The sequence below is a fragment of the Pseudomonas sp. 8(2025) genome (genome assembly GCF_052665325.1).
On record NZ_JBQOIE010000009.1, the window covers coordinates 267,766 to 292,022 of the forward strand.

Genomic DNA, 24,257 nt, shown 5'->3' on the forward strand with positions numbered 1-24,257 from the left:
CCCATGAATGCCGCCAAACGCCTGGAAATCTTTCGCCGGCTACACGAAGACAACCCCGAACCGAAAACCGAGCTGGCCTATTCCTCGCCGTTCGAGCTGCTGATCGCGGTGATTCTCTCGGCGCAATCGACCGACGTCGGGGTCAACAAGGCGACTGCCAGGCTCTTCCCCGTAGCCAATACCCCAGCGGCAATCTACGCCCTGGGTGTCGAAGGCCTGTCCGAATACATCAAGACCATCGGCCTGTACAACAGCAAGGCCAAGAACGTCATCGAGACCTGCCGCCTGCTGGTGGAACGCCATAACAGCGAAGTGCCACAGACCCGGGAAGAGCTGGAGGCTCTGCCCGGGGTGGGCCGCAAGACCGCCAACGTGGTCCTCAACACCGCTTTCCGGCAACTGACCATGGCGGTGGACACCCATATCTTCCGGGTCAGCAACCGAACCGGGCTGGCCCCGGGAAAGAACGTGGTCGAGGTCGAAAAGAAACTCATGAAGTTCGTGCCCAAGGAGTTTCTGCTGGACTCCCATCACTGGCTGATCCTTCACGGCCGCTACGTTTGCCTGGCACGCAAGCCACGCTGTGGCAGCTGTCGAATCGAAGACCTGTGCGAATACAAGCAAAAGACTTCCGACGATTGAGCAAGCATTGATTTTGCCGATAGATCGATTGAAAAAATCTTTTTTACCCGCCAGGAGAATATCGATATAAGGAGCGCCAATGGCAGTCCTAGCCTGGAGTCGACCTTATGAGTACTGGCAAAGAACAACTGGACGTAGAAGACGATTTCGTCGCAGCTGAAACAGATGACGCAGAACCGGTGGTCGAAGTAGCGAAAACCAATCTGAGCAAGCGCCGGACCATCGACAATCTCCTCGAGGAACGGCGCCTGCAAAAACAGTTGGCCGATTACGACTTTGACCTCTAGTCACAAAAGAACCTCCCCATGGAGGTTTTTTTGTACCTGTGCCCAGCCGCAAATCTGGCCGGTCAGCCTCCCCCACTGACCGGCTGCGTCGGCACTCAAGCGAGCCCATCCAGCAACACCGTCTCAATGCGCACGTGCTCTAAAGGCTCATATCAACCGATGCCGTTGAGCGAACTCGATCAGATCAACCAGTGAACGAGCATTGAGCTTGGCCAGCAACCGGCGCTTGTAGGTACTGATGGTCTTGTTGCTCAAGCACAACCCCTCGGCAATTTCCTTGTTACTCATGCCGTTGGTGAGTTGTTTCAATACGATCAATTCGCGCCCTGAAAGCAGCTCGATCATCTGCTGCTCACTGCTGATGCCCTGGCTTGAGCGAAAAGTATGCAAGGCCTCGTTGGGGAAGTAGCTGTATCCCGCAAGCACCGCACGCACGGCACTCAACAGCTCGGTGATGTCCTGCTGCTTGCACACATAACCGGCAGCACCGGCCTGCATGCAGCGCATGGAGAAAGGCCCAGGAACTTGCAGGGTCAATACCAGAATCTTGATCGACATACCCCTGGACATCAGCCGGTTTATAACTTCGAGCCCATCAAGTTGCGGAATTCCAATATCCAGAATCAAGATGTCTGGAACATATTCAAGAGCCAACTTCAATGCATCCGTGCCGTTATCTGCTTCCGCTACTACTTCAAGGCCATGGCGCTCCATCAACATGCGCACAGCCAAACGGACAACAGGGTGATCATCCACGATCAATACTCTTTTCATAGGTCCATCTCAGTCCTGAGAGTTTTTTTAGAGCCCGCACAATACCCCAGAGAATTGACTCTGACACCGTGCTACAGAGGGCTACGACCTTACGAGGACGATCCTTACAAACAATACCGAATTGCCTTACAAAACGACCTAGATAAAAGTGGTTCAATATCCAAACCGCCTAGGATCAATCGTCAAATCAGCTACTTTTCGTACTAATAAAACTCCAACCTACAAGCACTCTCAGTAGCGGTACTTGGTACTTCGCCCATCAAGAAGTGGCTCACCTTGCCCAACAGACATTTGCTGATCTGAATTAGGCCCCGACGCTCACTGCAATTATCCAGGGCAAAAAAAGCCCCGCTTATCGCGGGGCTTTCTTCAACCACTCAAAGCATCAGACCAGGGTCCGACCCTTGTTCGCGGCAATGCGCATGCGCAGGGCGTTGAGCTTGATGAAGCCAGCTGCGTCCGCCTGGTTGTAGGCACCGCCGTCCTCTTCGAAGGTAGCGATGTTGGCGTCGAACAGCGACTCGTCAGACTTGCGACCGGTCACGATCACGTTGCCCTTGTACAGCTTCAGGCGTACCACGCCATTCACGTGGGCCTGGGAGGCGTCGATCATCTGTTGCAGCATCAGACGCTCAGGGCTCCACCAGTAGCCGGTGTAGATCAGGCTGGCGTACTTGGGCATCAGCTCGTCTTTGAGGTGGGCCACTTCGCGGTCCAGGGTGATGGACTCGATGGCGCGGTGAGCACGCAGCATGATGGTGCCGCCAGGTGTCTCGTAGCAGCCGCGGGACTTCATGCCCACGTAACGGTTCTCGACGATGTCCAGACGACCGATACCGTGTTCGCCACCAATGCGGTTCAGGGTCGCCAGCACGGTAGCCGGGGTCATCTCGACGCCGTCCAGTGCCACGATATCGCCGTTGCGGTAGGTCAGTTCCAGGTATTGCGGGGTATCTGGGGCCTTCTCCGGGGAGACAGTCCAGCGCCACATGTCTTCTTCGTGCTCGGTCCAGGTGTCTTCCAGCACGCCACCTTCATAGGAGATGTGCAGCAGGTTGGCATCCATCGAGTACGGGGATTTCTTCTTGCCGTGACGCTCGATCGGGATCCCGTGCTTCTCGGCGTAGTCCATCAGCTTCTCGCGGGACAGCAGGTCCCACTCGCGCCAAGGGGCAATCACCTTCACACCCGGCTTGAGGGCGTAGGCGCCCAGTTCGAAACGCACCTGATCGTTGCCCTTGCCGGTGGCGCCATGGGAAATGGCGTCGGCGCCGGTTTCGTTGGCGATTTCGATCAGGCGCTTGGCGATCAACGGACGAGCGATGGAAGTACCCAGCAGGTACTCGCCTTCGTAGACGGTGTTGGCGCGGAACATCGGGAAGACGAAATCACGCACGAACTCTTCGCGCAGATCGTCGATGTAGATCTCTTTGACGCCCATGGCTTGCGCCTTGGCGCGGGCCGGCTCGACCTCTTCGCCTTGGCCCAGGTCAGCAGTGAAAGTCACTACTTCACAGTTGTAAGTATCCTGCAGCCACTTGAGGATCACCGAAGTGTCCAGGCCGCCCGAATACGCCAGAACGACCTTGTTAACGTCCGCCATGCCATCACTCCACGGGGTTGTACGGAAAGCCGCCAAGTCTACCGATCCACGCGGATAATTTACAGAGGCGCGACAGCTTATGACGACCAAGCGACAGATTATGTCGAGCGAGCGACGACGACAGCCGTATCAGGAAGTCGCCGCTGCGCTGGATCCGGAAGCCGCCTGAGGCGCTGGGGCCGGCTTTTCGGCAGGAGCGACCCGCTCCAGATGCACATTGACCCGCCGGTTCTTCGCCCGGTTGGCCGCATTGGTGTTGGGGGCCAGGGGATAGCGCTCGCCATGGAAGCGCACCACGATCTGGTTTTCCGCCAGGCCATTGGCCTTGAAGAACTCCATGACCGCCAGCGCACGACGGCGCGACAGGTCACGGTTGGTCAGGCGGTTGCCACTGTTATCAGAGTGCCCGTCCAATTCGACATGATTGACCGTGGGGTCGGCCTTGATGAAGTCCACCATCACTTGCAGCTTGGCCTTGGCCCGGGCGTCCAGGTCGATGCCCCCCCCGGGGAAACCGATCTCAGCCTGCTTGACCTGTTCATAGTTCATCGGCAACAGCTTGGCCATGCAGCTTTGATAGTCGCCGTAGGCCTTGCTGAACTTCACCGGCAACAGGCGTACCTCGGACACTCCGCCTTCGCGGGAGAAGTGCCGGACCACCGGGCTGCGCCCCTCCAGCAAACCGACGATCAGACGTCCGGCCTGCATCTGGTTGCTGTTGAACAGCACCCCATCGGTACCGGCCTTGACCGCCCCGAGGTTGATGTCGCCACGCCCCGGCTGCCAGGGGGCGGCGGCCGCAAGCAGGGTCGCGGAACCACCGGCCTGCATGGGGTTGAAACTCTTGAGGCGGAAAATCGCCTGCTCGCCGGCGCGACGAACGAATTCGCCGGAACCGAAATCGGTAACCGGTTGGATCAGGCGGCACTCGAACTTGTCACCTTCGACCGTCCACTCAATGCTCTCCAGGCGAGTCTGGAAAGTGAGAGCCATCGCGGGCAGGCTGGCAAACACACTGAGCAAGGCTAGATAACGCTGGCGCACGGGAGGCTCCACTGACGTGTACAACAGAAAAATCGACAGGCGTTAATACGCCATACCTTCGGGATATCGGTTGCTCGTCGCAAAACTTGATAGCGAGTGCCTGGAAGAGTCTTTTCCGGTAGCATTCCCCCGAGTTTTACCCGCCTGGAACCTCCAATGTCCGACCGCCTGACCCTGCTGCGTCCCGACGACTGGCATATTCATCTTCGCGATGGGGCCGTGTTGCCCAATACAGTCGCAGATGTCGCGCGCACCTTTGGCCGCGCCATCATCATGCCCAACCTGGTACCTCCGGTGCGCAACGCCGCGGAAGCCGACGCCTATCGCCAGCGCATTCTAGCTGCGCGCCCGGCCGGCAGCCGCTTCGAGCCACTGATGGTGCTCTACCTGACCGACCGTACCCAGCCGGAGGAAATCCGCGCGGCCAAGGCCTGCGGTTTCGTCCACGCCGCCAAGCTGTACCCGGCCGGCGCGACCACCAACTCGGATTCGGGCGTGACCAGCATCGACAAGATTTTCCCGGTGCTTGAAGCCATGGCCGAAGTCGGCCTGCCGCTGTTGATCCACGGCGAGGTAACCCGCGGCGACGTCGACGTCTTCGACCGCGAGAAAATCTTCATCGACGAGCACATGCGGCGTGTGGTTGAACGCTTCCCCAGCCTGAAAGTGGTGTTCGAACACATCACCACCGCTGAAGCCGTGCAGTTCGTCAAGGAGGCTTCGGCCAACGTTGGCGCAACCATCACCGCGCACCACCTGCTGTACAACCGCAACCACATGCTGGTGGGCGGTATACGTCCGCACTTCTATTGCCTGCCGATCCTCAAGCGCAACACCCACCAGGAAGCCCTGCTGGATGCGGCCACCAGCGGCAACGCGAAGTTCTTCCTCGGCACCGACTCGGCACCTCACGCCCAGCACGCCAAGGAAGCCGCTTGCGGTTGCGCCGGCTGCTACAGCGCCTACGCCGCCATCGAGCTGTACGCCGAAGCGTTCGAACAACGCAATGCCCTGGATCAGCTGGAAGCTTTCGCCAGCCTCAACGGCCCGCGCTTCTACGGCCTGCCGGCCAACACCGACAGCATCACCCTGGTCCGTGAAGAATGGACCGCTCCTGCCAGCCTGCCGTTTGGCGAGCTGACTGTCATTCCGCTGCGCGCCGGTGAAAAACTGCGCTGGCGCCTGCTGGAGGATCACTCGTGAGTGACGACCATTTCGACGACGAACAAGAAGGTAGCAGCGGCGGTCCTCGCCATCCGATGGCGGCACGCTTTCGCGGTTACCTGCCGGTAGTCGTCGATGTTGAAACCGGTGGCTTCAACTCGGCCACCGACGCCCTGCTGGAAATTGCCGCAACCACCATCGGCATGGACGAAAAAGGCTTCGTGTTCCCCGAACACACCTACTTCTTCCGGGTCGAGCCTTTCGAAGGCGCGAACATCGAAGCTGCAGCCCTGGAATTCACCGGGATCAAGCTTGACCATCCCCTGCGCATGGCTGTGAGCGAAGAAACCGCCCTCACCGATATTTTCCGCGGGGTGCGCAAGGCACTGAAGGCCAATGGCTGCAAGCGCGCCATCCTGGTAGGCCACAACAGCAGCTTCGACCTGGGCTTCCTGAATGCCGCCGTGGCGCGCCTGGACATGAAGCGCAATCCGTTCCACCCGTTCTCCAGCTTCGATACCGCCACTCTGGCTGGCCTGGCATACGGCCAGACCGTGCTGGCCAAGGCCTGTCAGAGCGCAGACATCGACTTCGACGGTCGCGAGGCCCACTCGGCTCGCTACGACACCGAGAAGACCGCCGAGCTGTTCTGCGGCATCGTCAACCGCTGGAAACAGATGGGCGGCTGGCAGGATTTCGACGACTGAATAGTCGCTTTCCTTTGCCCCATAAAAAAACCGGCCCTAAGGCCGGTTTTTTTTATGCGTGACGCCAAGCCTTACAGCTTGCCGGCGTTCTCGCTCAGGTAAGCAGCAACGCCTTCTGGCGAAGCGGTCATGCCCTTGTCGCCTTTCTTCCAGTTGGCAGGGCAGACTTCGCCGTGCTCTTCGTGGAACTGCAGAGCGTCGACCAGACGGATCAGCTCTTCCATGTTGCGGCCCAGTGGCAGGTCGTTGACGATCTGCGAGCGGACAACGCCTTTGTCGTCGATCAGGAACGCGCCACGGAAAGCCACGCCGCCTTCGGACTCAACGTCGTAGGCCTTGGCGATTTCGTGCTTCATGTCAGCAGCCATGATGTATTGAACCTGACCGATGCCGCCGGCATTGATCGGGGTGTTACGCCAGGCGTTGTGAGTGAAGTGCGAGTCGATGGACACAGCGATCACTTCAACGTTGCGTGCCTTGAAGTCGGCCATGCGGTGGTCCAGAGCGATCAGCTCGGACGGGCACACGAAGGTGAAGTCCAGTGGGTAGAAGAACACCAGGCCGTATTTGCCTTTGATGGCCGAGGACAGGGTGAAGCTGTCGACGATTTCGCCATTGCCGAGAACGGCCGGAACGGTGAAGTCAGGGGCTTGTTTGCCTACGAGTACGCTCATTGGATATCTCCTGGTGTGGACGTAGTAATGAAGAAGAAGGGTTGGCCCCGAGCCTGCCATGCTGATGCGACAGCCCCGTGACGTGCGCCCTCTTCGCAAGGACCGACCATCATACACGGCGTTTTTAAGCTGTCCTTAGTGGTTTTTCCTCTGGCCGGCCTCCAACGCGAAAAATGCGAATGATCTGTCATTAATGCCAAGAAAAGCCGTTCGTCACTCAAGCAAGAATCAGCAACAAAGGGCGTCGAAACCACTTTGACAATCATTCTCGTTAACATTAAGATCCATCGCAATTGAGCCCTAACCAGCGACGGTTCTCATCTTATGTATGTCTGCCTCTGCACCGGTGTCACCGACGGACAAATTCGCGAAGCGATCTACGAAGGTTGCTGCAGCTACCGCGAAGTACGCCAGGCCACCGGCGTTGCCAGCCAGTGCGGCAAATGTGCCTGCCTGGCCAAGCAAGTGGTTCGCGAAACCCTGACCGAATTGCAGAGCAGCCAAGCGGCAATCCCCTACCCTGTGGAATTTAATGTCGCCTGATTTAATCAATAATTAGCGGCGTTACAAACAACCGGACCTGGCGTCCGGTTTTTTTATGCCTGTAATTCAATCGCTTAGAGACAAAACGCGGAACACAAACATTCTTATTCCGATTAATTTTCATATATTATTCAATAACTTAGGTTTGACAGTAATGTTCATGCAGCTCAGACTCTGCCCATGTTCCACTAAATACAGGGCAGGACCCCATCATGAAAGGCGACATTACAGTCATCCAGCATCTCAATAAAATCCTTGCCAATGAACTGGTCGCGATCAATCAGTACTTCCTGCATGCGCGCATGTATGAAGATTGGGGCCTGAACAAGCTGGGCAAGCACGAGTACCACGAGTCCATCGACGAGATGAAGCATGCGGACAAGCTGATCAAGCGCATCCTCTTCCTCGAAGGCCTGCCCAATGTCCAGGACCTGGGCAAGTTGCATATCGGTGAGCACACCAAGGAAATGCTCGAATGCGACCTGCGTATCGAGCGCACCGGCCATGCCGACCTCAAGGCCGCGATCGCCCATTGCGAATCGGTTGGTGACTTCGGCAGCCGTGAACTGCTGGAAGATATTCTGGAATCCGAAGAAGAGCATATCGACTGGCTGGAAACCCAATTGGGCCTGATCGATAAAGTGGGTATCGAGAACTATCTGCAATCGCAAATGGGTGACGAGTAACTCAACTCGTAATACCCGAAGAATAAAAAAGCCCCGCTTCTCTTATGAGAGCGGGGCTTTTTTTATTACGCGGATATGTTCACGTAACAAACCGGAGCAGAGTGCTTGCCGCAAGTTTCCGAGAATCACACGAGTAGCATGTCGATTCCCGGAAACCCTCGCGAGCAGGCGCGCTTTTACGCTTCGGTCTTGGCAGCGGCTTTTTCGGCAGCGGCCTTGATCAGGCTCTGCAATTCACCGTTGGCGAACATTTCAGCCATGATGTCGCTGCCGCCGACCAGCTCACCGGCCACCCACAGTTGTGGGAAGGTTGGCCAATTGGCGTACTTGGGCAGGTTGGCGCGAATTTCCGGGTTCTGCAGGATGTCCACGTAAGCGAACTTCTCACCACAGCCCATTACGGCCTGAGCGGCTTTGGCAGAGAAGCCGCACTGCGGGGCATTCGGCGAGCCTTTCATGTAAAGCAGAATGGTGTTGTTGGCAATCTGCTCTTTAATAGTTTCGATGATATCCATGGAACACCTCGGCTGAACTTTCCGACTCTGTTGTCGGCACGGTGGCGCATTGTAACGGAATCCTGAGCACCCTGCTCGGCCTCTCCGACAGACATCTCAGGCCGCCTGCACCCTGACCGGCACCCCGTTCAACGCCGCATTTCCCGACAGCACATCGAGCTGGCGCTCGTCGGTCAGGTCATTGGCGCTGCAACCCGGCTGCTCCGTGGCTATGTTCATCTGCACGCCCGGACGCCCATGCCCCCAGCCATGGGGCAGGCTCACCACCCCCGGCATCATCTCGGCACTGGCCAGCACCTCGACTTCCACCGCGCCGACCCGTGAACTGATGCGTACCCGTTGACCGTCCTGCAAACCCCGGTGAGCCAGATCCTGCGGATGCATCAGCAGTTGGTGACGAGGCTTGCCCTTCACCAGGCGGTGATAGTTGTGCATCCAGGAGTTGTTACTGCGCACATGCCTGCGGCCGATCAACAACAGTTCCCCCTCCTGCGGCGCCTTCAGGGCAGCAAAGCGCTCCAGGTCGGCCATGATCGCCGGCGGCGCAGCCTGGACCCGCCGGTTTTCGGTTTTCAGGCGCCCGGCCAGATTCGGCTGCAGCGGCCCCAGATCGATGCCATGGGGATGCTCGGCCAGCGTCGCCAATGACAGCTTGAACGGCGAGGCGTCGCCATAAGGCCCGGCACGCAGCCCCATATCAATCATTTGCGCCGGCGCGATGGTCGGCTTGAGCGAGCTTTCGGTGCGCTCGGCAAAGGCCTTGGCCAGGCCGACGAAGATCTCCCAGTCGTGCAGTGCACCTTCGGGCTTGGGCAGGATCGCCCGGTTGAAACGGCTGACATTGCGCACCGCGAACAGATTGAACGTGGTGTCGTAGTGATCATTTTCCAGGGCCGAGGTGGACGGCAGGATCAAGTCGGCATAGCGCGTGGTTTCGTTGATGTACAGGTCGATGCTGAGCATGAACTCCAAGCCATCCAGCGCCTGCTCCAGCTGCCGGCCATTGGGCGTGGACAGCACCGGGTTGCCCGCCACCGTGATCAGCGCCCGTACCTGCCCCTCCCCTTCGGTGAGCATCTCTTCTGCCAGGGCCGACACCGGCAACTCGCCGCCGTATTCCGGAAGCCCGGAAACCCGGCTCTGCCAGGCATTGAAGTGGCCGCCCGAAGTCGCCGCTACCAGATCCACCGCGGGGCTGGTACACAAGGCGCCACCCACGCGGTCGAGGTTACCGGTGACCAGGTTGAGCAATTGCAGCAACCAATGGCACAGCGTGCCGAAGGCCTGGGTCGAGACGCCCATGCGCCCGTAGCAGACCGCTCTGTCGGCCGAGGCGAAATCCCTGGCCAGTTGGCGGATCTGTGGCGCCGCAATGGCGCACAGGGGGCTCATCGCCTCCGCCGTGAACCGGGATATGGCCTGGCGCACCTCGGCCAGCCCATCCACCTGCAAGTGACTGTCGCGGGTCGGCCCCTCTTCGAAGATGCTGTTGAGCAGGCCAAACAGCAGCGCGACATCGCCCCCCGGGCGGACAAACAGATGCTGGTCGGCCATGGCCGCGGTTTCGCTGCGCCGCGGATCGACCACCACTACCTTGCCGCCACGGGCCTGGATCGCTTTCAGGCGCTTTTCCACATCCGGAACGGTCATGATGCTGCCGTTGGACGCCAGGGGATTGCCACCAAGAATCAACATGAAATCGGTGTGATCGATATCCGGAATCGGCAACAGCAAGCCGTGGCCATACATCAGGTAGCTGGTCAGGTGCTGAGGCAATTGGTCGACCGAGGTGGCCGAGAAGCGATTGCGCGTCCTGAGCTGGCCGAGAAAGTAGTTGCTGTGGGTCATCAGCCCATAGTTGTGCACGCTGGGATTGCCCTGGTAGGTCGCCACCGCGTTGTTGCCATGACGCTGCTGAATGCTCGCCAGCCGCTCGGCCACCAGGGCAAAGGCCTCGTCCCATTCGATCGGTTGCCACTCATTGCCAACCCGGCGCACCGGCTGGCGCAGGCGGTCCGGGTCATTCTGGATATCCTGCAAGGCCACGGCCTTGGGGCAGATATGACCGCGGCTGAAACTGTCCTGAGGATCGCCCTTGATCGAGCTGATGCGCGGAGCACTGCCGTCTTCTTCGGTGATTTCCAGGGTCAGGCCACAGATGGCCTCACACAGGTGGCAGGCACGGTGATGGAGAGTCTTGGTCATGGCCAGTCTCTATTGTTTGAGAGCACAGCGTATTCGCTTGCCGGAAGCAAAAACTATGGGCGCTCCCCTGACAGGACACCAGTGACGTTCGTCCCATGAATTCACGGCCATCAGCCCCGGCCATGATCGGCGCCTTCAGTTGGAGGGCAACCGTGGCGGCCCATCCGCTGAGACGTGGGTGGCTGAATCCACGGCCTCCCGCTCTCCATAGCCACCCGAGAGTTGTGCGAGCAATCGCCAATGCTCGTCCAGGCCTGCACTGAGGCTCATCATCCGGTCGATCATCTTGCGCGCGGCCGCTCGGGTCACCGGATCTTCACTGCGCAGCAGCTCGAAGGAAAACGCCGTCACCGAAGCTGTCATGTCGGTGAGTGCCCGGGCCGTGAGCCCCAAGAGCGTCATCAGTTGTTGCTCCCTGGATTCCATCGTTCACCCGTCCCTGCCACTGATTCGCCTTTATAACCTCAGCACTTTGCATTAGGAAATGTTTCAGGCTGCCAGCCCGCGGATTATCCGGGACGCAGCCCCCGCCCTCCAGGTCAGAAAACGACTGCATGGGCATCACCCGCGCCGCGCTCGATTGCCAAGGCGCGCCGGGGCAGTGTACAAATGCCCGGCTGCTGTCTGGAAACTGGTCTCAAAAGTGCCAGCGCATTCGCGTCCTGGCCTCTCATGCCCATAATCGCCGTAGCACTACTATTGGTAAGACGCGACATTTAATTATAAGATCGCGCCTTCCCCTATTTCGTCGCCCCGTGCGGCTTTCGCCGCAGGTCCAGCCCGTTGTTCGACTAAACAAGGCTTTGAGAATCTGCGGTCCGTTGCAAAAAGGTAGTTAATGATGAGCGCAAGGCACTTTCTCTCCCTGATGGATTGCACGCCCGAAGAGCTGGTCAGTGTGATTCGTCGAGGCATCGAGCTGAAGGACCTGCGTAACCGCGGCGTACTCTTCGAGCCCTTGAAAAATCGTGTGCTTGGCATGATTTTCGAGAAGTCGTCGACCCGAACCCGACTGTCCTTCGAAGCCGGCATGATCCAACTGGGCGGCCAGGCCATCTTCCTTTCGCCACGGGACACTCAACTGGGGCGCGGCGAGCCCATCGGCGACTGCGCCATCGTCATGTCGCGCATGCTCGATGCGGTGATGATCCGCACCTTTGCCCACAGCACCCTGACCGAGTTTGCGGCCAACTCCCGCGTACCGGTGATCAACGGCCTGTCCGATGACCTGCACCCCTGCCAACTGCTGGCTGACATGCAGACGTTCCTCGAGCATCGCGGCTCGATCCAGGGCAAGACCGTGGCCTGGATCGGCGACGGCAACAACATGTGCAACAGCTATATAGAAGCGGCCATCCAGTTCGACTTCCAACTGCGCATCGCCTGCCCCGAAGGGTACGAGCCCAACGCGGATTTCGTAGCCCAGGCCGGCGACCGCGTGACCATCGTCCGCGACCCTCGCGAAGCCGTGCGTGGCGCCCACCTGGTGAGCACCGATGTCTGGACCTCCATGGGCCAGGAAGAGGAGACCTCCAAGCGCCTGCAACTGTTCGCGCCCTTCCAGGTCAACCGTGCACTGCTGGACCTGGCCGCCGAGGACGTTCTGTTCATGCATTGCCTGCCCGCCCACCGCGGTGAAGAAATCAGCCTCGACCTGCTGGACGACCCGCGTTCGGTGGCCTGGGACCAGGCGGAAAACCGCCTCCACGCACAAAAGGCCCTGCTCGAATTCCTCGTCGAGCCGGCGTACCACCACGCATGAGCCAGCCCTTGCTACTGAACCTGCGCAACCTCGCTTGCGGCTACCAGGACCAACGCGTGGTGCAGAACCTCAACCTGCACCTCAATGCCGGGGATATCGGCTGCCTGCTGGGCTCATCCGGCTGCGGCAAGACCACCACCCTGCGCGCCATCGCCGGGTTCGAGCCGGTGCATGAGGGGGAAATCCAGCTGGCGGGCGAGACCATCTCCAGCGCCGGTTTCACCCTGGCGCCGGAGAAACGCCGGATCGGCATGGTGTTCCAGGACTACGCCCTGTTCCCGCACCTGAGCGTGGCCGACAACATTGCCTTCGGCATTCGTAAACACCCGCAGAAAGAGCGGGTGGTGGCCGAACTGCTGGAGCTGGTGAACCTGAAGAACCTCGGCCAGCGCTTTCCCCACGAACTGTCCGGTGGCCAGCAACAACGGGTGGCCCTGGCTCGTGCCCTGGCTCCCGAACCACAACTGCTGCTGCTCGACGAGCCCTTCTCCAACCTCGACGGCGAACTGCGACGCAAGCTCAGCCACGAGGTGCGTGACATCCTCAAGGCCCGTGGCACCAGTGCGATCCTGGTTACTCACGACCAGGAAGAAGCCTTTGCCGTGAGCGATCAGGTAGGGGTATTCAAGGAAGGCCGCCTGGAGCAGTGGGACACACCGTACAACCTCTACCACGAACCCCAGACGCCCTTCGTCGCCAGCTTCATCGGTCAGGGCTACTTCATTCGCGGCCAGTTGAGCAGCCCGGAATCGGTACAGACCGAACTCGGCTTGCTGCAGGGCAACCGTGCCTACACCTGGCCAACCGGCGGTGCGGTGGATGTGCTGTTGCGTCCGGACGACATCGTCCACGCCCCCGACAGCGCCTTGAAAGCCCGCGTCGTGGGCAAGACGTTCCTCGGCGCCTCGACCCTGTATCGCCTGCAACTGCCCACCGGCAGCCAGCTGGAATCGATCTTTCCGAGCCACGCCGATCATCAGGTCGGCGCCGACGTGGGTATCCGGGTCGCGGCGGAACACCTGGTGCTGTTCCAGGCCTCGGGCAGTACCGCAGCGCAGATCCCGCAAAGCGACTCAGGGGTGCGCCGCTACAGCAGCGCGCATTGAGCCGTCTTCGCTGGCAAGCCAGCTCCTACGACAGCGCACTGTAGGAGCCGGCTTGCCGGCGAAACACCCAGCACAGTCATTGCAGATGCAACTGCCCACTGGCAATCAGCCGGGCATGCCCACCGATCTTCACCCGCCCACCTTCCAGACGACAAAACAATGCGCCACCTCGGGCGGAGCACTGGTAGGCGCTCAACTGCGGCTTATCCAACCGCTTCGCCCAGTAAGGCGCCAGGCAGCAATGGGTGGATCCGGTCACCGGGTCCTCATCGATACCGATGGCGGGGGCAAAATAGCGCGAGACAAAGTCGTGCTGCTCCCCGCGCGCAGTCACGATCACCCCGGGCCAGGGCAGTTTCGCCAGCGCCGTCATATCCGGCCGGCACTCACGCACCGCCTGCTCCGACTCCAGCACGGCCAATAGTTCGTTGGCCCCCAGCAATTCGACGACCTCAACCCCCAGCGCTTGCGCCACCGCCTCCCGCCCTGCCTGGCTGCTCGGGCTGCGCAGCGGGAAATCCAGCCACAACAGGCCCTCTTCAAGGGTGACACTCAGGGGCCCGGACTGGCTGAGAAAGTCGATACGCTGCGCGGTCTGGCCATGAACCTCGAACAACACATAGGCGCTGGCCAAGGTTGCATGCCCACACAACGGCACTTCCGTCACCGGGGTGAACCAGCGAATCCGCCAGCCCTGGGCCTCACGCACCACAAAAGCGGTTTCTGCCAGATTGTGCTCGGCGGCAATCTGCTGCATCAGCCTGTCATCGAGCCAGGACTCAAGCCGGTAAACCATGGCCGGATTACCCGCGAACGGGCGCTCGCTGAACGCATCGACCTGATGAAACTCAAGCTGCATATCCCTTCTCCGTGAATAACTGGCCACCAGCATGGGCCCTGGCCCCCAACGGGCGACAGACACAGAAGACGGGATTTTCCTGCATACAGCAGCGGCCCTGGCCGCAGCCGTTGCGACTCAAGGACGACCGATATCGGCGAACCTGGCCTGGGTATGCTCGGCCAGTACCGCCGGCGCCAGCTCGACTTCCAGGCCACGGCGCCCGGCACTGACAAAAATGCTGGCGAACGGCTGCGCACTGTTATCGATGAAGGTCCGCAGGCGCTTCTTCTGCCCCAGCGGGCTGATGCCTCCCAGCAGGTACCCCGTGGCGCGCTGGGCGGCAGCCGGGTCGGCCATTTCAGCCTTTTTCACGCCCGCTGCGTGGGCCAGGGCCTTCAGGTCAAGACTTCCGACGACCGGCACCACCGCCACCAGCAGCTCACCCTTTTCACTGCTGGCAAGCAAGGTCTTGAACACCTGCGCTGGATCAAGATCAAGTTTCTCCGCGGCCTCCAGGCCATAGGAGGCGGCCTTGGGGTCATGTTCGTAACTGTGGATGCGATGTTCGGCGCGAACTTTTTTCAGCAGGTCCAGTGCAGGGGTCATGGCAGCTCCAGGCGAGGAATGAAAAGGCAAAACCAAGCGCGCGAATTTTAGGTCATTCACCAGCAAAAGGCTCTATTCCAAGCCTTGATAACCGGCCCGTGTGCCTACGAAAGCAACCATGCCTGTCGTTCCCGCGACTATGCCCCGGAATCATTCATTTGATTGATATCTATAAAATGACCATCCGTTCACTTTCGACCTTTGACAGCGGTGTTTCTTGTCTATATTTTTTCGTTTCTGAATATCATGCGGTAGATCCAAGGTTGTACCCAGTAGCAAGGCGAGGTCGGAATGGGGATTCCGCCTTCGTTTGAAGTCGCGCTCCATGCCTTTTGCAGCAGCGCCAGACAACAACAAAAATCGAGGTTCACATGACAACTGCTCTGCAACAACCGTCGCTATCGGGCCAATGCATCGCCGAGTTTCTGGGTACTGCGCTGTTGATCTTCTTCGGCACCGGCTGTGTCGCCGCGCTCAAGGTCGCGGGGGCCAGCTTCGGCCTATGGGAAATCAGCATCATCTGGGGGATCGGCGTGAGCATGGCGATCTACCTGACCGCCGGAGTTTCCGGCGCGCACCTGAACCCGGCCGTGAGCATCGCCCTGTGCCTGTTCGCCGATTTTGAAAAGCGCAAACTGCCGTTCTACATCCTCGCCCAGATCGCTGGCGCCTTCTGCGCGGCGCTGTTGGTTTACACGCTGTACAGCAACCTGTTCTTCGATTTCGAACAAACCCACCAGATGGTCCGTGGCTCCCAGGCCAGCCTGGAACTGGCCTCGGTGTTCTCCACCTTCCCCAACCCGGCGCTGTCCACTGCCCAGGCGTTCCTAGTGGAGTTGGTGATCACCGCCATCCTGATGGGAGTGATCATGTCCCTGACCGATGACAACAATGGCTTGCCGCGCGGCCCGATGGCTCCGCTGCTGATCGGCCTGCTGATTGCCGTGATCGGCAGTGCCATGGGCCCGCTGACCGGGTTTGCGATGAACCCGGCGCGGGACTTCGGGCCTAAACTGATGACGTTCGTGACCGGCTGGGGTGAAATTTCCTTCACCGGCGGCCGTGATATTCCGTATTTCCTGGTGCCAATCTTCGCTCCGATCCTCGGCGCCTGCCTGGGTGCTGCGGCCTATCGCGGCTTGATTGCCCGCCATTTGCCCAGCGCTGCTGTCGCCCCGGAGGCCGAACAGGTCACCGAAGGCAAAGTCAAAGCTTCCTGAATCCAGTGGCGCGTGATCCTGCCCAAATCGATCGCGCGCCTGTTCTCACTCCCTTATTTCGTCCAAGGCAATCGACATGACCGACATTCAGAATAAGAACTACATCATTGCCCTCGATCAGGGTACGACCAGTTCCCGGGCGATCATTTTCGATCGCGACGCCAACGTGGTCTGCACCGCCCAGCGCGAATTCGCCCAGCATTACCCTCAGGCCGGCTGGGTCGAACATGACCCGATGGAAATCTTCGCCACCCAGAGCGCGGTGATGGTCGAGGCCCTGGCACAAGCCGGCCTGCATCACGACCAGGTGGCCGCCATCGGTATCACCAACCAGCGTGAAACCACTGTGGTCTGGGACAAGAACACCGGCCGACCGATCTACAACGCCATCGTCTGGCAGTGCCGCCGCAGCACCGAGATCTGCCAGCAGCTCAAGCGCGACGGCCTGGAAGACTACATCCGCGAAACCACCGGCCTGGTGACCGACCCCTACTTCTCCGGCACCAAGCTCAAGTGGATCCTCGACAACGTCGAAGGCAGCCGCGAGCGTGCGCGCAACGGCGAGCTGCTGTTCGGCACCATCGACAGCTGGCTGATCTGGAAATTCACCGGCGGCAAGACCCACGTCACCGACTACACCAACGCCTCGCGCACCATGCTCTTCAACATCCACACCCTGGAGTGGGACGCGAAGATGCTGGAGGTGCTGGACATCCCGCGGGAAATGCTCCCGGAAGTGAAGTCCTCGTCGGAAATATATGGCCGCACCAAGAGCGGCATCGCCATCGGCGGTATCGCCGGCGACCAGCAGGCCGCGCTGTTCGGCCAGATGTGCGTCGAGCCGGGCCAGGCCAAGAACACCTACGGCACCGGCTGCTTCCTGCTGATGAACACCGGCGACAAGGCGGTTAAATCCCAGCACGGCATGCTCACCACTATCGCCTGCGGCCCCCGTGGTGAAGTGGCCTACGCCCTGGAAGGTGCAGTATTCAACGGCGGTTCCACCGTGCAGTGGCTGCGTGATGAACTGAAGATCATCAACGACGCCCACGACACCGAATACTTCGCCGGCAAGGTCAAGGACAGCAACGGCGTGTATCTGGTGCCGGCCTTCACCGGCCTGGGTGCTCCCTACTGGGACCCCTATGCCCGTGGCGCGCTGTTCGGCCTGACCCGCGGCGTGCGCGTGGACCACATCATCCGTGCCGCCCTGGAGTCCATCGCCTACCAGACCCGCGACGTGCTCGACGCCATGCAGCAGGACTCCGGCGAACGCCTCAAAGCCCTGCGGGTGGACGGCGGCGCCGTGGCCAACAACTTCCTCATGCAGTTCCAGGCCGACATCCTCGGCACCCAGGTGGAACGCCCGCAAATGCGTGAAACCACCGCCCTGGGCGCTGCCTACCTGGCGGGCCTGGCCTGCGGTTTCTGGGGCAGCCTGGAAGAACTGCGGGGCAAGGCGGTGATCGAGCGCGAGTTCGAACCACAACTGGCGGAAGCGGAAAAAGAAGGTCTGTACGCAGGCTGGAAGAAGGCCGTCAGCCGCACCCGCGACTGGGAACCCCACGACGAGGCCAAATAAGCCAAGCCGTGGATTGGTAACCGCTTGTAACTGGTAGGGAGGGGATTCCTGCGGCATCATGGGCAAATTTTGCACGGCAGCCCAAAGGAAGCCCCATGAATCTGCCTCCCCGTCAGCAGCAAATCCTCGATCTGGTTCGCGAACGCGGCTACGTCAGCATCGAGGAATTGGCCCAGCTGTTCGTCGTAACCCCGCAAACCATCCGCCGCGATATCAACCAGCTGGCGGAAGCCAATCTGCTGCGCCGCTACCACGGTGGCGCAGCCTATGACTCCAGCGTAGAAAACACCGCCTACGCCATGCGCGCCGACCAGATGCGCGACGAAAAGCAGCGCATCGGCGAAGCCGTTGCCGCGCAGATCCCCGATCACGCCTCGCTGTTCATCAATATCGGCACCACCACCGAATCCATCGCCCGGGCCCTGCTCAATCACAGCCACCTGAAGATCATCACCAACAACCTGCACGTGGCCTCGATGCTCAGCGCCAAGGATGATTTCGACGTACTGCTCACCGGCGGCAATGTGCGCCGTGACGGCGGCGTGGTAGGCCAGGCCAGTGTCGACTTCATCAACCAGTTCAAGGTCGACTTCGCCCTGGTGGGCATCAGTGGCATCGACGAGGACGGCAGCCTGCTGGACTTCGACTACCAGGAAGTGCGGGTATCCCAGGCGATCATCGCCAATGCCCGGCAGGTGATCCTGGCTGCCGACTCCAGCAAGTTCGGGCGCAACGCCATGATCCGCCTGGGGCCCATCAGCCTGATCGATTGCCTGGTCACCGACCAGCAACCGGTACCGGCCCTGACCCAACTGCTCAACCAGCACAAGATCCGCCTCGAAGTGGTCTGACTGCTCTCCCTCCTGCGGATCCGGCCGCGCTCGAACGACAAGCCTCGACGCTTCATCGCTTTCGAAATCGCCGCGGCCGATCCCGCCATCCAGCCCAAGGCAACAGCAGCGGCTACAGTTACCCGTCGACAATGTTCGAAAACTTTCCTTTAGCGCTGCTTCGATCAGTTTTTTCAATCGAAGCACGCTGGATGCGTGCATCTTTATGCGCTAGTATTTTCGAAAATGAACATTAATGTTCGAATTCAAATATCAAAGTAACACGAGGCCTGTCGATGCCCACTTCTACCTTGCCCGCGCGCCCTCTTTCCGAGGTTTACGATATCGCCGTCATTGGCGGTGGGATCAATGGTGTTGGAATTGCCGCCGATGCGGCAGGTCGCGGCCTGTCCGTGTTCCTTTGCGAAAAGGACGACCTGGCCAGCCATACCTCCTCGGCCAGCAGCAAGCTGATCCACGGCGGCCTGCGCTACCTCGAACATTACGAGTTCCGCCTGGTGCGCGAAGCCCTGGCCGAACGCGAAGTGCTGCTGGCCAAGGCCCCGCATATCGTCAAGCCCATGCGTTTCGTCCTTCCGCACCGGCCACACCTGCGCCCGGCCTGGATGATTCGCGCCGGCCTGTTCCTGTATGACCACCTGGGCAAGCGGGAAAAACTCGCCGGCTCGCGCAGCCTGAAGTTCGGTGCCGACAGCGCCCTGAAAGCCGAAATCACCAAGGGCTTCGAATACTCCGATTGCTGGGTCGACGATGCGCGCCTGGTGGTGCTCAATGCCATGGCCGCCCGCGAACACGGCGCCCATGTTCATACCCAGACCCGCTGCATCAGCGCCCGCCGCAGCAAGGGCCTGTGGCAACTGGAGCTGGAGCGCGCCGATGGCAGCCTGTTCTCCATCAGCGCCAAGGCCCTGGTGAACGCCGCGGGCCCCTGGGTCGCCAAGTTCATCAAGGACGACCTCAAGCTGGAGTCGCCATACGGTATCCGCCTGATCCAGGGCAGCCACCTGATCGTGCCCAAGCTGTACGAGGGCGAGCACGCGCACATCCTGCAGAACGAGGACCAGCGCATCGTCTTCACCATTCCCTACCTCAACCAGTTCACCCTGATCGGTACCACCGACCGCGAATACACCGGTGACCCGGCCAAGGTGGCGATCACTGAAGGTGAAACCGATTACCTGCTGCAAGTGGTCAATGCGCACTTCAAGAAACAGCTGAGCCGCAGCGATATCCTGCACAGCTATTCCGGCGTTCGCCCGCTGTGCAATGACGAATCCGACAACCCTTCGGCCGTCACCCGCGACTACACCCTGGCCCTTTCCGGCCATGGCGAGGAGGCCCCCCTGCTGTCGGTGTTCGGCGGCAAGCTGACCACCTACCGCAAACTGGCGGAATCGGCGATGGCGCAGCTGGCGCCGTACTTCAAGCAGGCCAAGCCGAGCTGGACAGCCCAGGCCACCCTGCCCGGTGGCGAGAACATGAGCACGCCACAGGCGCTGGCAGAAGCCATCCGCAAGAAGTTCGACTGGGTACCCAGCCAGATCGCCCAGCGCTGGGCCACCAGCTACGGCAGCCGTACCTGGCGCCTGCTGGAAGGCGTGCACAGCCTCAGCGACCTGGGCGAACACCTGGGCGGCGGCCTCTATACCCGTGAAGTGGATTACCTGTGCAGCGAGGAATGGGCAGTGAAAGCCCAGGACATTCTCTGGCGCCGGAGCAAGCTCGGGCTGTTCACCACCGAGGCGCAGCAGCAGCAACTGCAGGATTATCTGCAGAAAGTCGAGCACAATCGCGGCAAGATCAAGGCTGCCTGAGCCACATAGGCAAGCAAAGCCCCTGCACCGGAAGGTCCAGGGGCTTTTTTGTGGGCCAGCAGGATTGAACGTTTCGCCGGCAAGCCGGCTCCTACAATGGCAGGGGCGCGTTCGGTTTTCCGAATGACAAAGCCACAGGGGTTCGGATAACCGGATACAGCCGCTGAAATCCCCAGGTCATAAATATTCTATAGGCTTGAAAATCAAGGGTTTGACGATGATCAATGGGTCTGGCACGACTCATGCTCTACACTGTGCGACGAATGCCTGTCGTGCCAACACAACAGGAGCCGTCAAGGCATTCGCTGTATAAAAGAGCCGTCGAACTGGCTTCATAAAAAAAACAAATGTCGAGGAAATATTGATGCGCATCGTTCCCCATCTGTTGGGCGCAGCTATCGCTGCCGCTCTGATTAGCACTCCAGTTTTCGCTGCCGAGCTCACCGGCACACTGAAGAAAATCAAAGAGTCCGGCACCATCACCCTCGGACATCGCGACGCTTCCATTCCGTTTTCCTACATCGCTGACGCTTCCGGCGTGCCAGTGGGTTACTCCCACGACATCCAGCTGAAAATCGTCGAAGCGATCAAGAAAGACCTCGACATGCCTGACCTGAAGGTCAAGTACAACCTGGTCACCTCCCAGACCCGTATCCCGCTGGTGCAGAACGGCACCGTGGACGTCGAGTGCGGCTCCACCACCAACAACGTCGAGCGTCAGCAACAAGTCGACTTCTCCGTTGGCATCTTCGAGATCGGCACCCGTCTGCTGTCCAAGAAGGACTCTTCCTACAAGGACTTCGCGGACCTGAAAGGCAAGAACGTGGTAACCACAGCCGGTACCACTTCCGAGCGCATCCTCAAGGCCATGAACGCCGACAAGCAGATGGGCATGAACGTGATCTCCGCCAAGGACCACGGTGAGTCGTTCCAGATGCTGGAATCGGGCCGCGCCGTAGCCTTCATGATGGACGACGCACTGCTGGCCGGTGAAATGGCCAAGGCCAAGAAACCGACCGACTGGGCCGTGACCGGTACCCCTCAGTCCTACGAAATCTACGGCTGCATGGTGCGCAAGGGCGATGCCCCGTTCAAGAAAGCCGTGGATGACGCCATCGTCGCCACCTACAAATCAGGCGAAATCAACAAGATCTACGACAAGTGGTTCCAGTCGCCGATCCCGCCAAAAGGCCTGAACCTGATGTTCCCGATGAGCGACGAGCTCAAGGCCCTGATCGCCAACCCGACCGACAAAGCGGCTGACGACAAAAAGTCCTGATTCCTGACTAACCTTATCTCCTGAAGGGGCCCTGCCCTTTCAGGAGTCTGTCACTACCTGCTGGCATTTTTTGGAAACACTCGAACCGGTGGTTGTCGAGCCGATCGTGTGTGCCTGATCGTCATGATCAGGCGGGAACGGACGTCCCCAGGCGGGTGCTTGTACATCGAACGATCTGAGGGGTAACCCTAATGAATTACAACTGGGACTGGGGCGTGTTCTTCAAGTCCACCGGCGTGGGCAGCGAGACCTATCTCGACTGGTTCATCTCCGGCCTGGGCTGGACCATCGCCATCGCCGTGGTGGCCTGGATCATCGCGCTGCTGCTGGGCTCGATCCTGGGCGTCATGCGCACCGTGCCGAACCGCCTGGTGTCGGGCATCGCCACCGTGTACGTGGAGATCTTCCGCAACGTGCCGCTGCTGGTGCAGCTGTTCATCTGGTACTTCCTGGTGCCGGACCTGCTGCCGGAGAACCTCCAGGAGTGGTACAAGCAGGACCTCAACCCGACCACCTCGGCCTACCTGAGCGTTGTCGTGTGCCTGGGCCTGTTCACCGCCGCACGGGTTTGCGAACAGGTACGTACCGGTATCCAGGCCCTGCCCCGTGGCCAGGAATCCGCCGCACGCGCCATGGGCTTCTCGCTGCCGCAGATCTACTGGAACGTGCTGCTGCCCCAGGCCTACCGGATCATCATTCCGCCGCTCACCTCGGAATTCCTCAACGTATTCAAGAACTCCTCCGTGGCGTCGCTGATCGGCTTGATGGAATTGCTGGCCCAGACCAAGCAGACCGCCGAGTTCTCGGCCAACCTGTTCGAAGCCTTCACCCTGGCTACCCTGATCTACTTCACCCTGAACATGAGCCTGATGCTGCTGATGCGCCTGGTGGAGAAGAAAGTTTCGGTCCCCGGCCTGATCTCCGTGGGAGGTAAATAATGGAATTCGACTTCTCGGGCATCATCCCGGCCATTCCCGGCCTGTGGAACGGCATGCTGATGACCCTCAAGCTGATGGTCATGGGTGTGGTCGGCGGGATCATCCTCGGTACCTTGCTGGCCTTGATGCGCTTGTCTCACAACAAGCTGCTGTCGAACCTGGCGGGCGCCTACGTCAACTACTTCCGCTCGATCCCGCTGCTGCTGGTGATCACCTGGTTCTACCTGGCGGTGCCTTTCGTGCTGCGCTGGATCACCGGCGAAGACACCCCGATCGGCGCATTCACCTCGTGCATCGTGGCCTTCATGATGTTCGAAGCGGCGTACTTCTGCGAAATCGTCCGTGCCGGCGTGCAGTCGATCCCCAAGGGCCAGATGGGCGCCGCCCAGGCACTGGGCATGAGCTATGGCCAGACCATGCGCCTGATCATCCTGCCCCAGGCGTTTCGCAAGATGACCCCGCTGCTGCTGCAGCAGAGCATCATCCTGTTCCAGGACACCTCCCTGGTGTACACCGTGGGCCTGGTGGATTTCCTCAACGCCTCGCGGTCCAGCGGCGACATCATCGGCCGCTCCAATGAATTCCTGATCATCGCTGGTCTGGTCTATTTCACAATCAGCTTTGCCGCCTCGCTGCTGGTCAAGCGTCTGCAAAAAAGGTTCGCCGTATGATCTCTATCAAGAACATCAACAAGTGGTATGGGGACTTCCAGGTGCTGACCGATTGCAGCACCGAGGTCAAGAAAGGTGAAGTGGTGGTGGTCTGCGGGCCGTCCGGCTCCGGCAAGTCGACCCTGATCAAGTGCGTCAACGCCCTGGAACCCTTCCAGAAAGGCGACATCGTGGTGGACGGCACTTCCATCGCCGACCCCAAGACCAACCTGCCGAAACTGCGTTCCCGCGTGGGCATGGTGTTCCAGCATTTCGAGCTGTTCCCGCACCTGACCATCACCGAGAACCTGACCATCGCGCAAATCAAGGTGCTGGGCCGCAGCAAGGAAGAGGCCACCAAGAAAGGCCTGCAACTGCTGGACCGCGTCGGCCTCGCCGCCCACGCCCACAAGCACCCGGGGCAACTCTCCGGTGGCCAGCAACAACGTGTGGCCATCGCCCGCGCCCTGGCCATGGACCCGATCGTCATGCTGTTCGACGAACCGACCTCGGCCCTGGACCCGGAAATGGTCAACGAAGTGCTGGACGTCATGGTGCAACTGGCCCATGAAGGCATGACCATGATGTGCGTAACCCACGAAATGGGCTTTGCCCGCAAAGTGGCGAACCGGGTGATCTTCATGGACAAGGGCCAGATCATCGAGGACTGCCAGAAAGAAGAGTTCTTCGGCGATATCAGCGCCCGCTCCGAACGTGCGCAGCACTTCCTCGAGAAGATCCTGCAGCACTAAAACCCGCGTTCC

25 protein-coding genes are annotated in these 24,257 nt (G+C 60.0%); 16 read left to right on the forward strand and 9 right to left on the reverse strand.

Going from position 1 to position 24,257, the window contains the following annotated elements:
- Positions 1-3 precede the first annotated feature (3 nt).
- A complete protein-coding gene (nth, locus tag ACUXVH_RS19010; RefSeq protein WP_015636814.1) occupies positions 4-642 on the forward strand; it encodes an endonuclease III in 639 nt (212 codons plus the stop codon).
- A 107-nt stretch (positions 643-749) separates the two neighbouring features.
- Positions 750-929: a PA3496 family putative envelope integrity protein gene (locus tag ACUXVH_RS19015; protein WP_011063105.1), complete on the forward strand. Its 180-nt coding sequence runs from the start codon at positions 750-752 to the stop codon at positions 927-929.
- Positions 930-1,076: 147 nt separating this feature from the next.
- On the opposite strand, the gene ACUXVH_RS19020 is transcribed toward ACUXVH_RS19015, so the two are convergent.
- From ACUXVH_RS19020 to ACUXVH_RS19030, 3 genes are all read right to left on the reverse strand, one after another.
- Positions 1,077-1,703 (reverse strand): response regulator transcription factor, encoded by a 627-nt coding sequence (locus ACUXVH_RS19020; RefSeq protein WP_011063106.1) that lies wholly within the window; start codon positions 1,701-1,703, stop codon positions 1,077-1,079.
- Between the two features lie 385 nt (positions 1,704-2,088).
- Positions 2,089-3,306: an argininosuccinate synthase gene (locus ACUXVH_RS19025; protein ID WP_011063107.1), complete on the reverse strand. Its 1,218-nt coding sequence runs from the start codon at positions 3,304-3,306 to the stop codon at positions 2,089-2,091.
- 129 nt (positions 3,307-3,435) lie between these two features.
- Positions 3,436-4,350 carry a flagellar protein MotY gene (locus tag ACUXVH_RS19030; protein ID WP_011063108.1) on the reverse strand — a complete coding sequence of 305 codons (915 nt, stop codon included), beginning with the start codon at positions 4,348-4,350 and terminating at the stop codon, positions 3,436-3,438.
- A 156-nt stretch (positions 4,351-4,506) separates the two neighbouring features.
- Here ACUXVH_RS19030 and pyrC point away from each other — a divergent pair, with 156 nt between their 5' ends.
- Both pyrC and rnt read left to right on the forward strand, forming a co-directional pair.
- Positions 4,507-5,553, forward strand: coding sequence for a dihydroorotase (gene pyrC, locus ACUXVH_RS19035; RefSeq protein WP_011063109.1), 1,047 nt, complete (start codon positions 4,507-4,509; stop codon positions 5,551-5,553).
- A complete protein-coding gene (gene rnt / locus ACUXVH_RS19040) occupies positions 5,550-6,221 on the forward strand; it encodes a ribonuclease T (protein ID WP_011063110.1) in 672 nt (223 codons plus the stop codon). Before pyrC ends, rnt begins: the two co-directional genes overlap by 4 nt.
- 71 nt (positions 6,222-6,292) lie before the next feature.
- Here rnt and ACUXVH_RS19045 read toward each other — a convergent pair whose 3' ends face one another.
- Entirely contained in the window at positions 6,293-6,895 is a 603-nt protein-coding gene (locus tag ACUXVH_RS19045) for a peroxiredoxin (RefSeq protein WP_011063111.1), read from the reverse strand.
- A 324-nt stretch (positions 6,896-7,219) separates the two neighbouring features.
- Here ACUXVH_RS19045 and ACUXVH_RS19050 point away from each other — a divergent pair, with 324 nt between their 5' ends.
- On the forward strand, positions 7,220-7,438 hold the full coding sequence (locus tag ACUXVH_RS19050; protein ID WP_011063112.1) for a bacterioferritin-associated ferredoxin: 219 nt from the start codon (positions 7,220-7,222) through the stop codon (positions 7,436-7,438).
- A 212-nt stretch (positions 7,439-7,650) separates the two neighbouring features.
- A complete protein-coding gene (bfr, locus tag ACUXVH_RS19055) occupies positions 7,651-8,124 on the forward strand; it encodes a bacterioferritin (RefSeq protein ID WP_011063113.1) in 474 nt (157 codons plus the stop codon).
- A 176-nt stretch (positions 8,125-8,300) separates the two neighbouring features.
- On the opposite strand, the gene grxD is transcribed toward bfr, so the two are convergent.
- The 3 genes from grxD to ACUXVH_RS19070 form a co-directional block, all read right to left on the reverse strand.
- A complete protein-coding gene (gene grxD, locus ACUXVH_RS19060) occupies positions 8,301-8,639 on the reverse strand; it encodes a Grx4 family monothiol glutaredoxin (protein WP_011063114.1) in 339 nt (112 codons plus the stop codon).
- Positions 8,640-8,735: 96 nt separating this feature from the next.
- Positions 8,736-10,844, reverse strand: coding sequence for a molybdopterin oxidoreductase family protein (locus ACUXVH_RS19065; RefSeq protein ID WP_065365279.1), 2,109 nt, complete (start codon positions 10,842-10,844; stop codon positions 8,736-8,738).
- A 135-nt stretch (positions 10,845-10,979) separates the two neighbouring features.
- On the reverse strand, positions 10,980-11,270 hold the full coding sequence (locus ACUXVH_RS19070; RefSeq protein ID WP_065365278.1) for a hypothetical protein: 291 nt from the start codon (positions 11,268-11,270) through the stop codon (positions 10,980-10,982).
- A 415-nt stretch (positions 11,271-11,685) separates the two neighbouring features.
- On the opposite strand from ACUXVH_RS19070, the gene argF reads away from it, so the two are divergent.
- Both argF and ACUXVH_RS19080 read left to right on the forward strand, forming a co-directional pair.
- Positions 11,686-12,606, forward strand: a complete 921-nt coding sequence (argF, locus tag ACUXVH_RS19075) for an ornithine carbamoyltransferase (RefSeq protein WP_065365277.1) — start codon at positions 11,686-11,688, stop codon at positions 12,604-12,606.
- Positions 12,603-13,712: an ABC transporter ATP-binding protein gene (locus ACUXVH_RS19080; protein WP_053153523.1), complete on the forward strand. Its 1,110-nt coding sequence runs from the start codon at positions 12,603-12,605 to the stop codon at positions 13,710-13,712. The genes argF and ACUXVH_RS19080 overlap by 4 nt, the downstream gene beginning before the upstream one ends.
- A 76-nt stretch (positions 13,713-13,788) precedes the next feature.
- Here ACUXVH_RS19080 and ACUXVH_RS19085 read toward each other — a convergent pair whose 3' ends face one another.
- Together ACUXVH_RS19085 and ybaK are read right to left on the reverse strand one after the other, a co-directional pair.
- The gene (locus tag ACUXVH_RS19085; protein WP_065365276.1) at positions 13,789-14,571 is read right to left on the reverse strand and encodes a PhzF family phenazine biosynthesis protein; all 783 of its coding nucleotides are present in this window, start codon (positions 14,569-14,571) and stop codon (positions 13,789-13,791) included.
- Positions 14,572-14,688: 117 nt separating this feature from the next.
- Positions 14,689-15,159 (reverse strand): Cys-tRNA(Pro) deacylase, encoded by a 471-nt coding sequence (ybaK, locus tag ACUXVH_RS19090; protein WP_011063120.1) that lies wholly within the window; start codon positions 15,157-15,159, stop codon positions 14,689-14,691.
- Between the two features lie 371 nt (positions 15,160-15,530).
- Here ybaK and ACUXVH_RS19095 point away from each other — a divergent pair, with 371 nt between their 5' ends.
- The 8 genes from ACUXVH_RS19095 (at position 15,531) to ACUXVH_RS19130 (ending at position 24,245) form a co-directional block, all read left to right on the forward strand.
- Positions 15,531-16,379 carry an MIP/aquaporin family protein gene (locus ACUXVH_RS19095; RefSeq protein WP_015636822.1) on the forward strand — a complete coding sequence of 283 codons (849 nt, stop codon included), beginning with the start codon at positions 15,531-15,533 and terminating at the stop codon, positions 16,377-16,379.
- Positions 16,380-16,455: 76 nt separating this feature from the next.
- Complete coding sequence (glpK, locus tag ACUXVH_RS19100; RefSeq protein WP_019093252.1) at positions 16,456-17,961, forward strand: glycerol kinase GlpK; 1,506 nt, start codon at positions 16,456-16,458, stop codon at positions 17,959-17,961.
- A gap of 95 nt (positions 17,962-18,056) precedes the next feature.
- Positions 18,057-18,812: a DeoR/GlpR family transcriptional regulator gene (locus ACUXVH_RS19105; protein WP_011063123.1), complete on the forward strand. Its 756-nt coding sequence runs from the start codon at positions 18,057-18,059 to the stop codon at positions 18,810-18,812.
- Positions 18,813-19,087: 275 nt separating this feature from the next.
- The gene (gene glpD, locus ACUXVH_RS19110; RefSeq protein ID WP_015636824.1) at positions 19,088-20,626 is read left to right on the forward strand and encodes a glycerol-3-phosphate dehydrogenase; all 1,539 of its coding nucleotides are present in this window, start codon (positions 19,088-19,090) and stop codon (positions 20,624-20,626) included.
- A gap of 364 nt (positions 20,627-20,990) precedes the next feature.
- Positions 20,991-21,905, forward strand: coding sequence for a glutamate/aspartate ABC transporter substrate-binding protein (locus ACUXVH_RS19115; RefSeq protein ID WP_011063125.1), 915 nt, complete (start codon positions 20,991-20,993; stop codon positions 21,903-21,905).
- 191 nt (positions 21,906-22,096) lie between these two features.
- Positions 22,097-22,843, forward strand: coding sequence for an amino acid ABC transporter permease (locus ACUXVH_RS19120; protein WP_011063126.1), 747 nt, complete (start codon positions 22,097-22,099; stop codon positions 22,841-22,843).
- Entirely contained in the window at positions 22,843-23,514 is a 672-nt protein-coding gene (locus ACUXVH_RS19125; RefSeq protein WP_011063127.1) for an amino acid ABC transporter permease, read from the forward strand. Before ACUXVH_RS19120 ends, ACUXVH_RS19125 begins: the two co-directional genes overlap by 1 nt.
- Entirely contained in the window at positions 23,511-24,245 is a 735-nt protein-coding gene (locus tag ACUXVH_RS19130; RefSeq protein WP_011063128.1) for an amino acid ABC transporter ATP-binding protein, read from the forward strand. Before ACUXVH_RS19125 ends, ACUXVH_RS19130 begins: the two co-directional genes overlap by 4 nt.
- Positions 24,246-24,257: the final 12 nt, after the last annotated feature.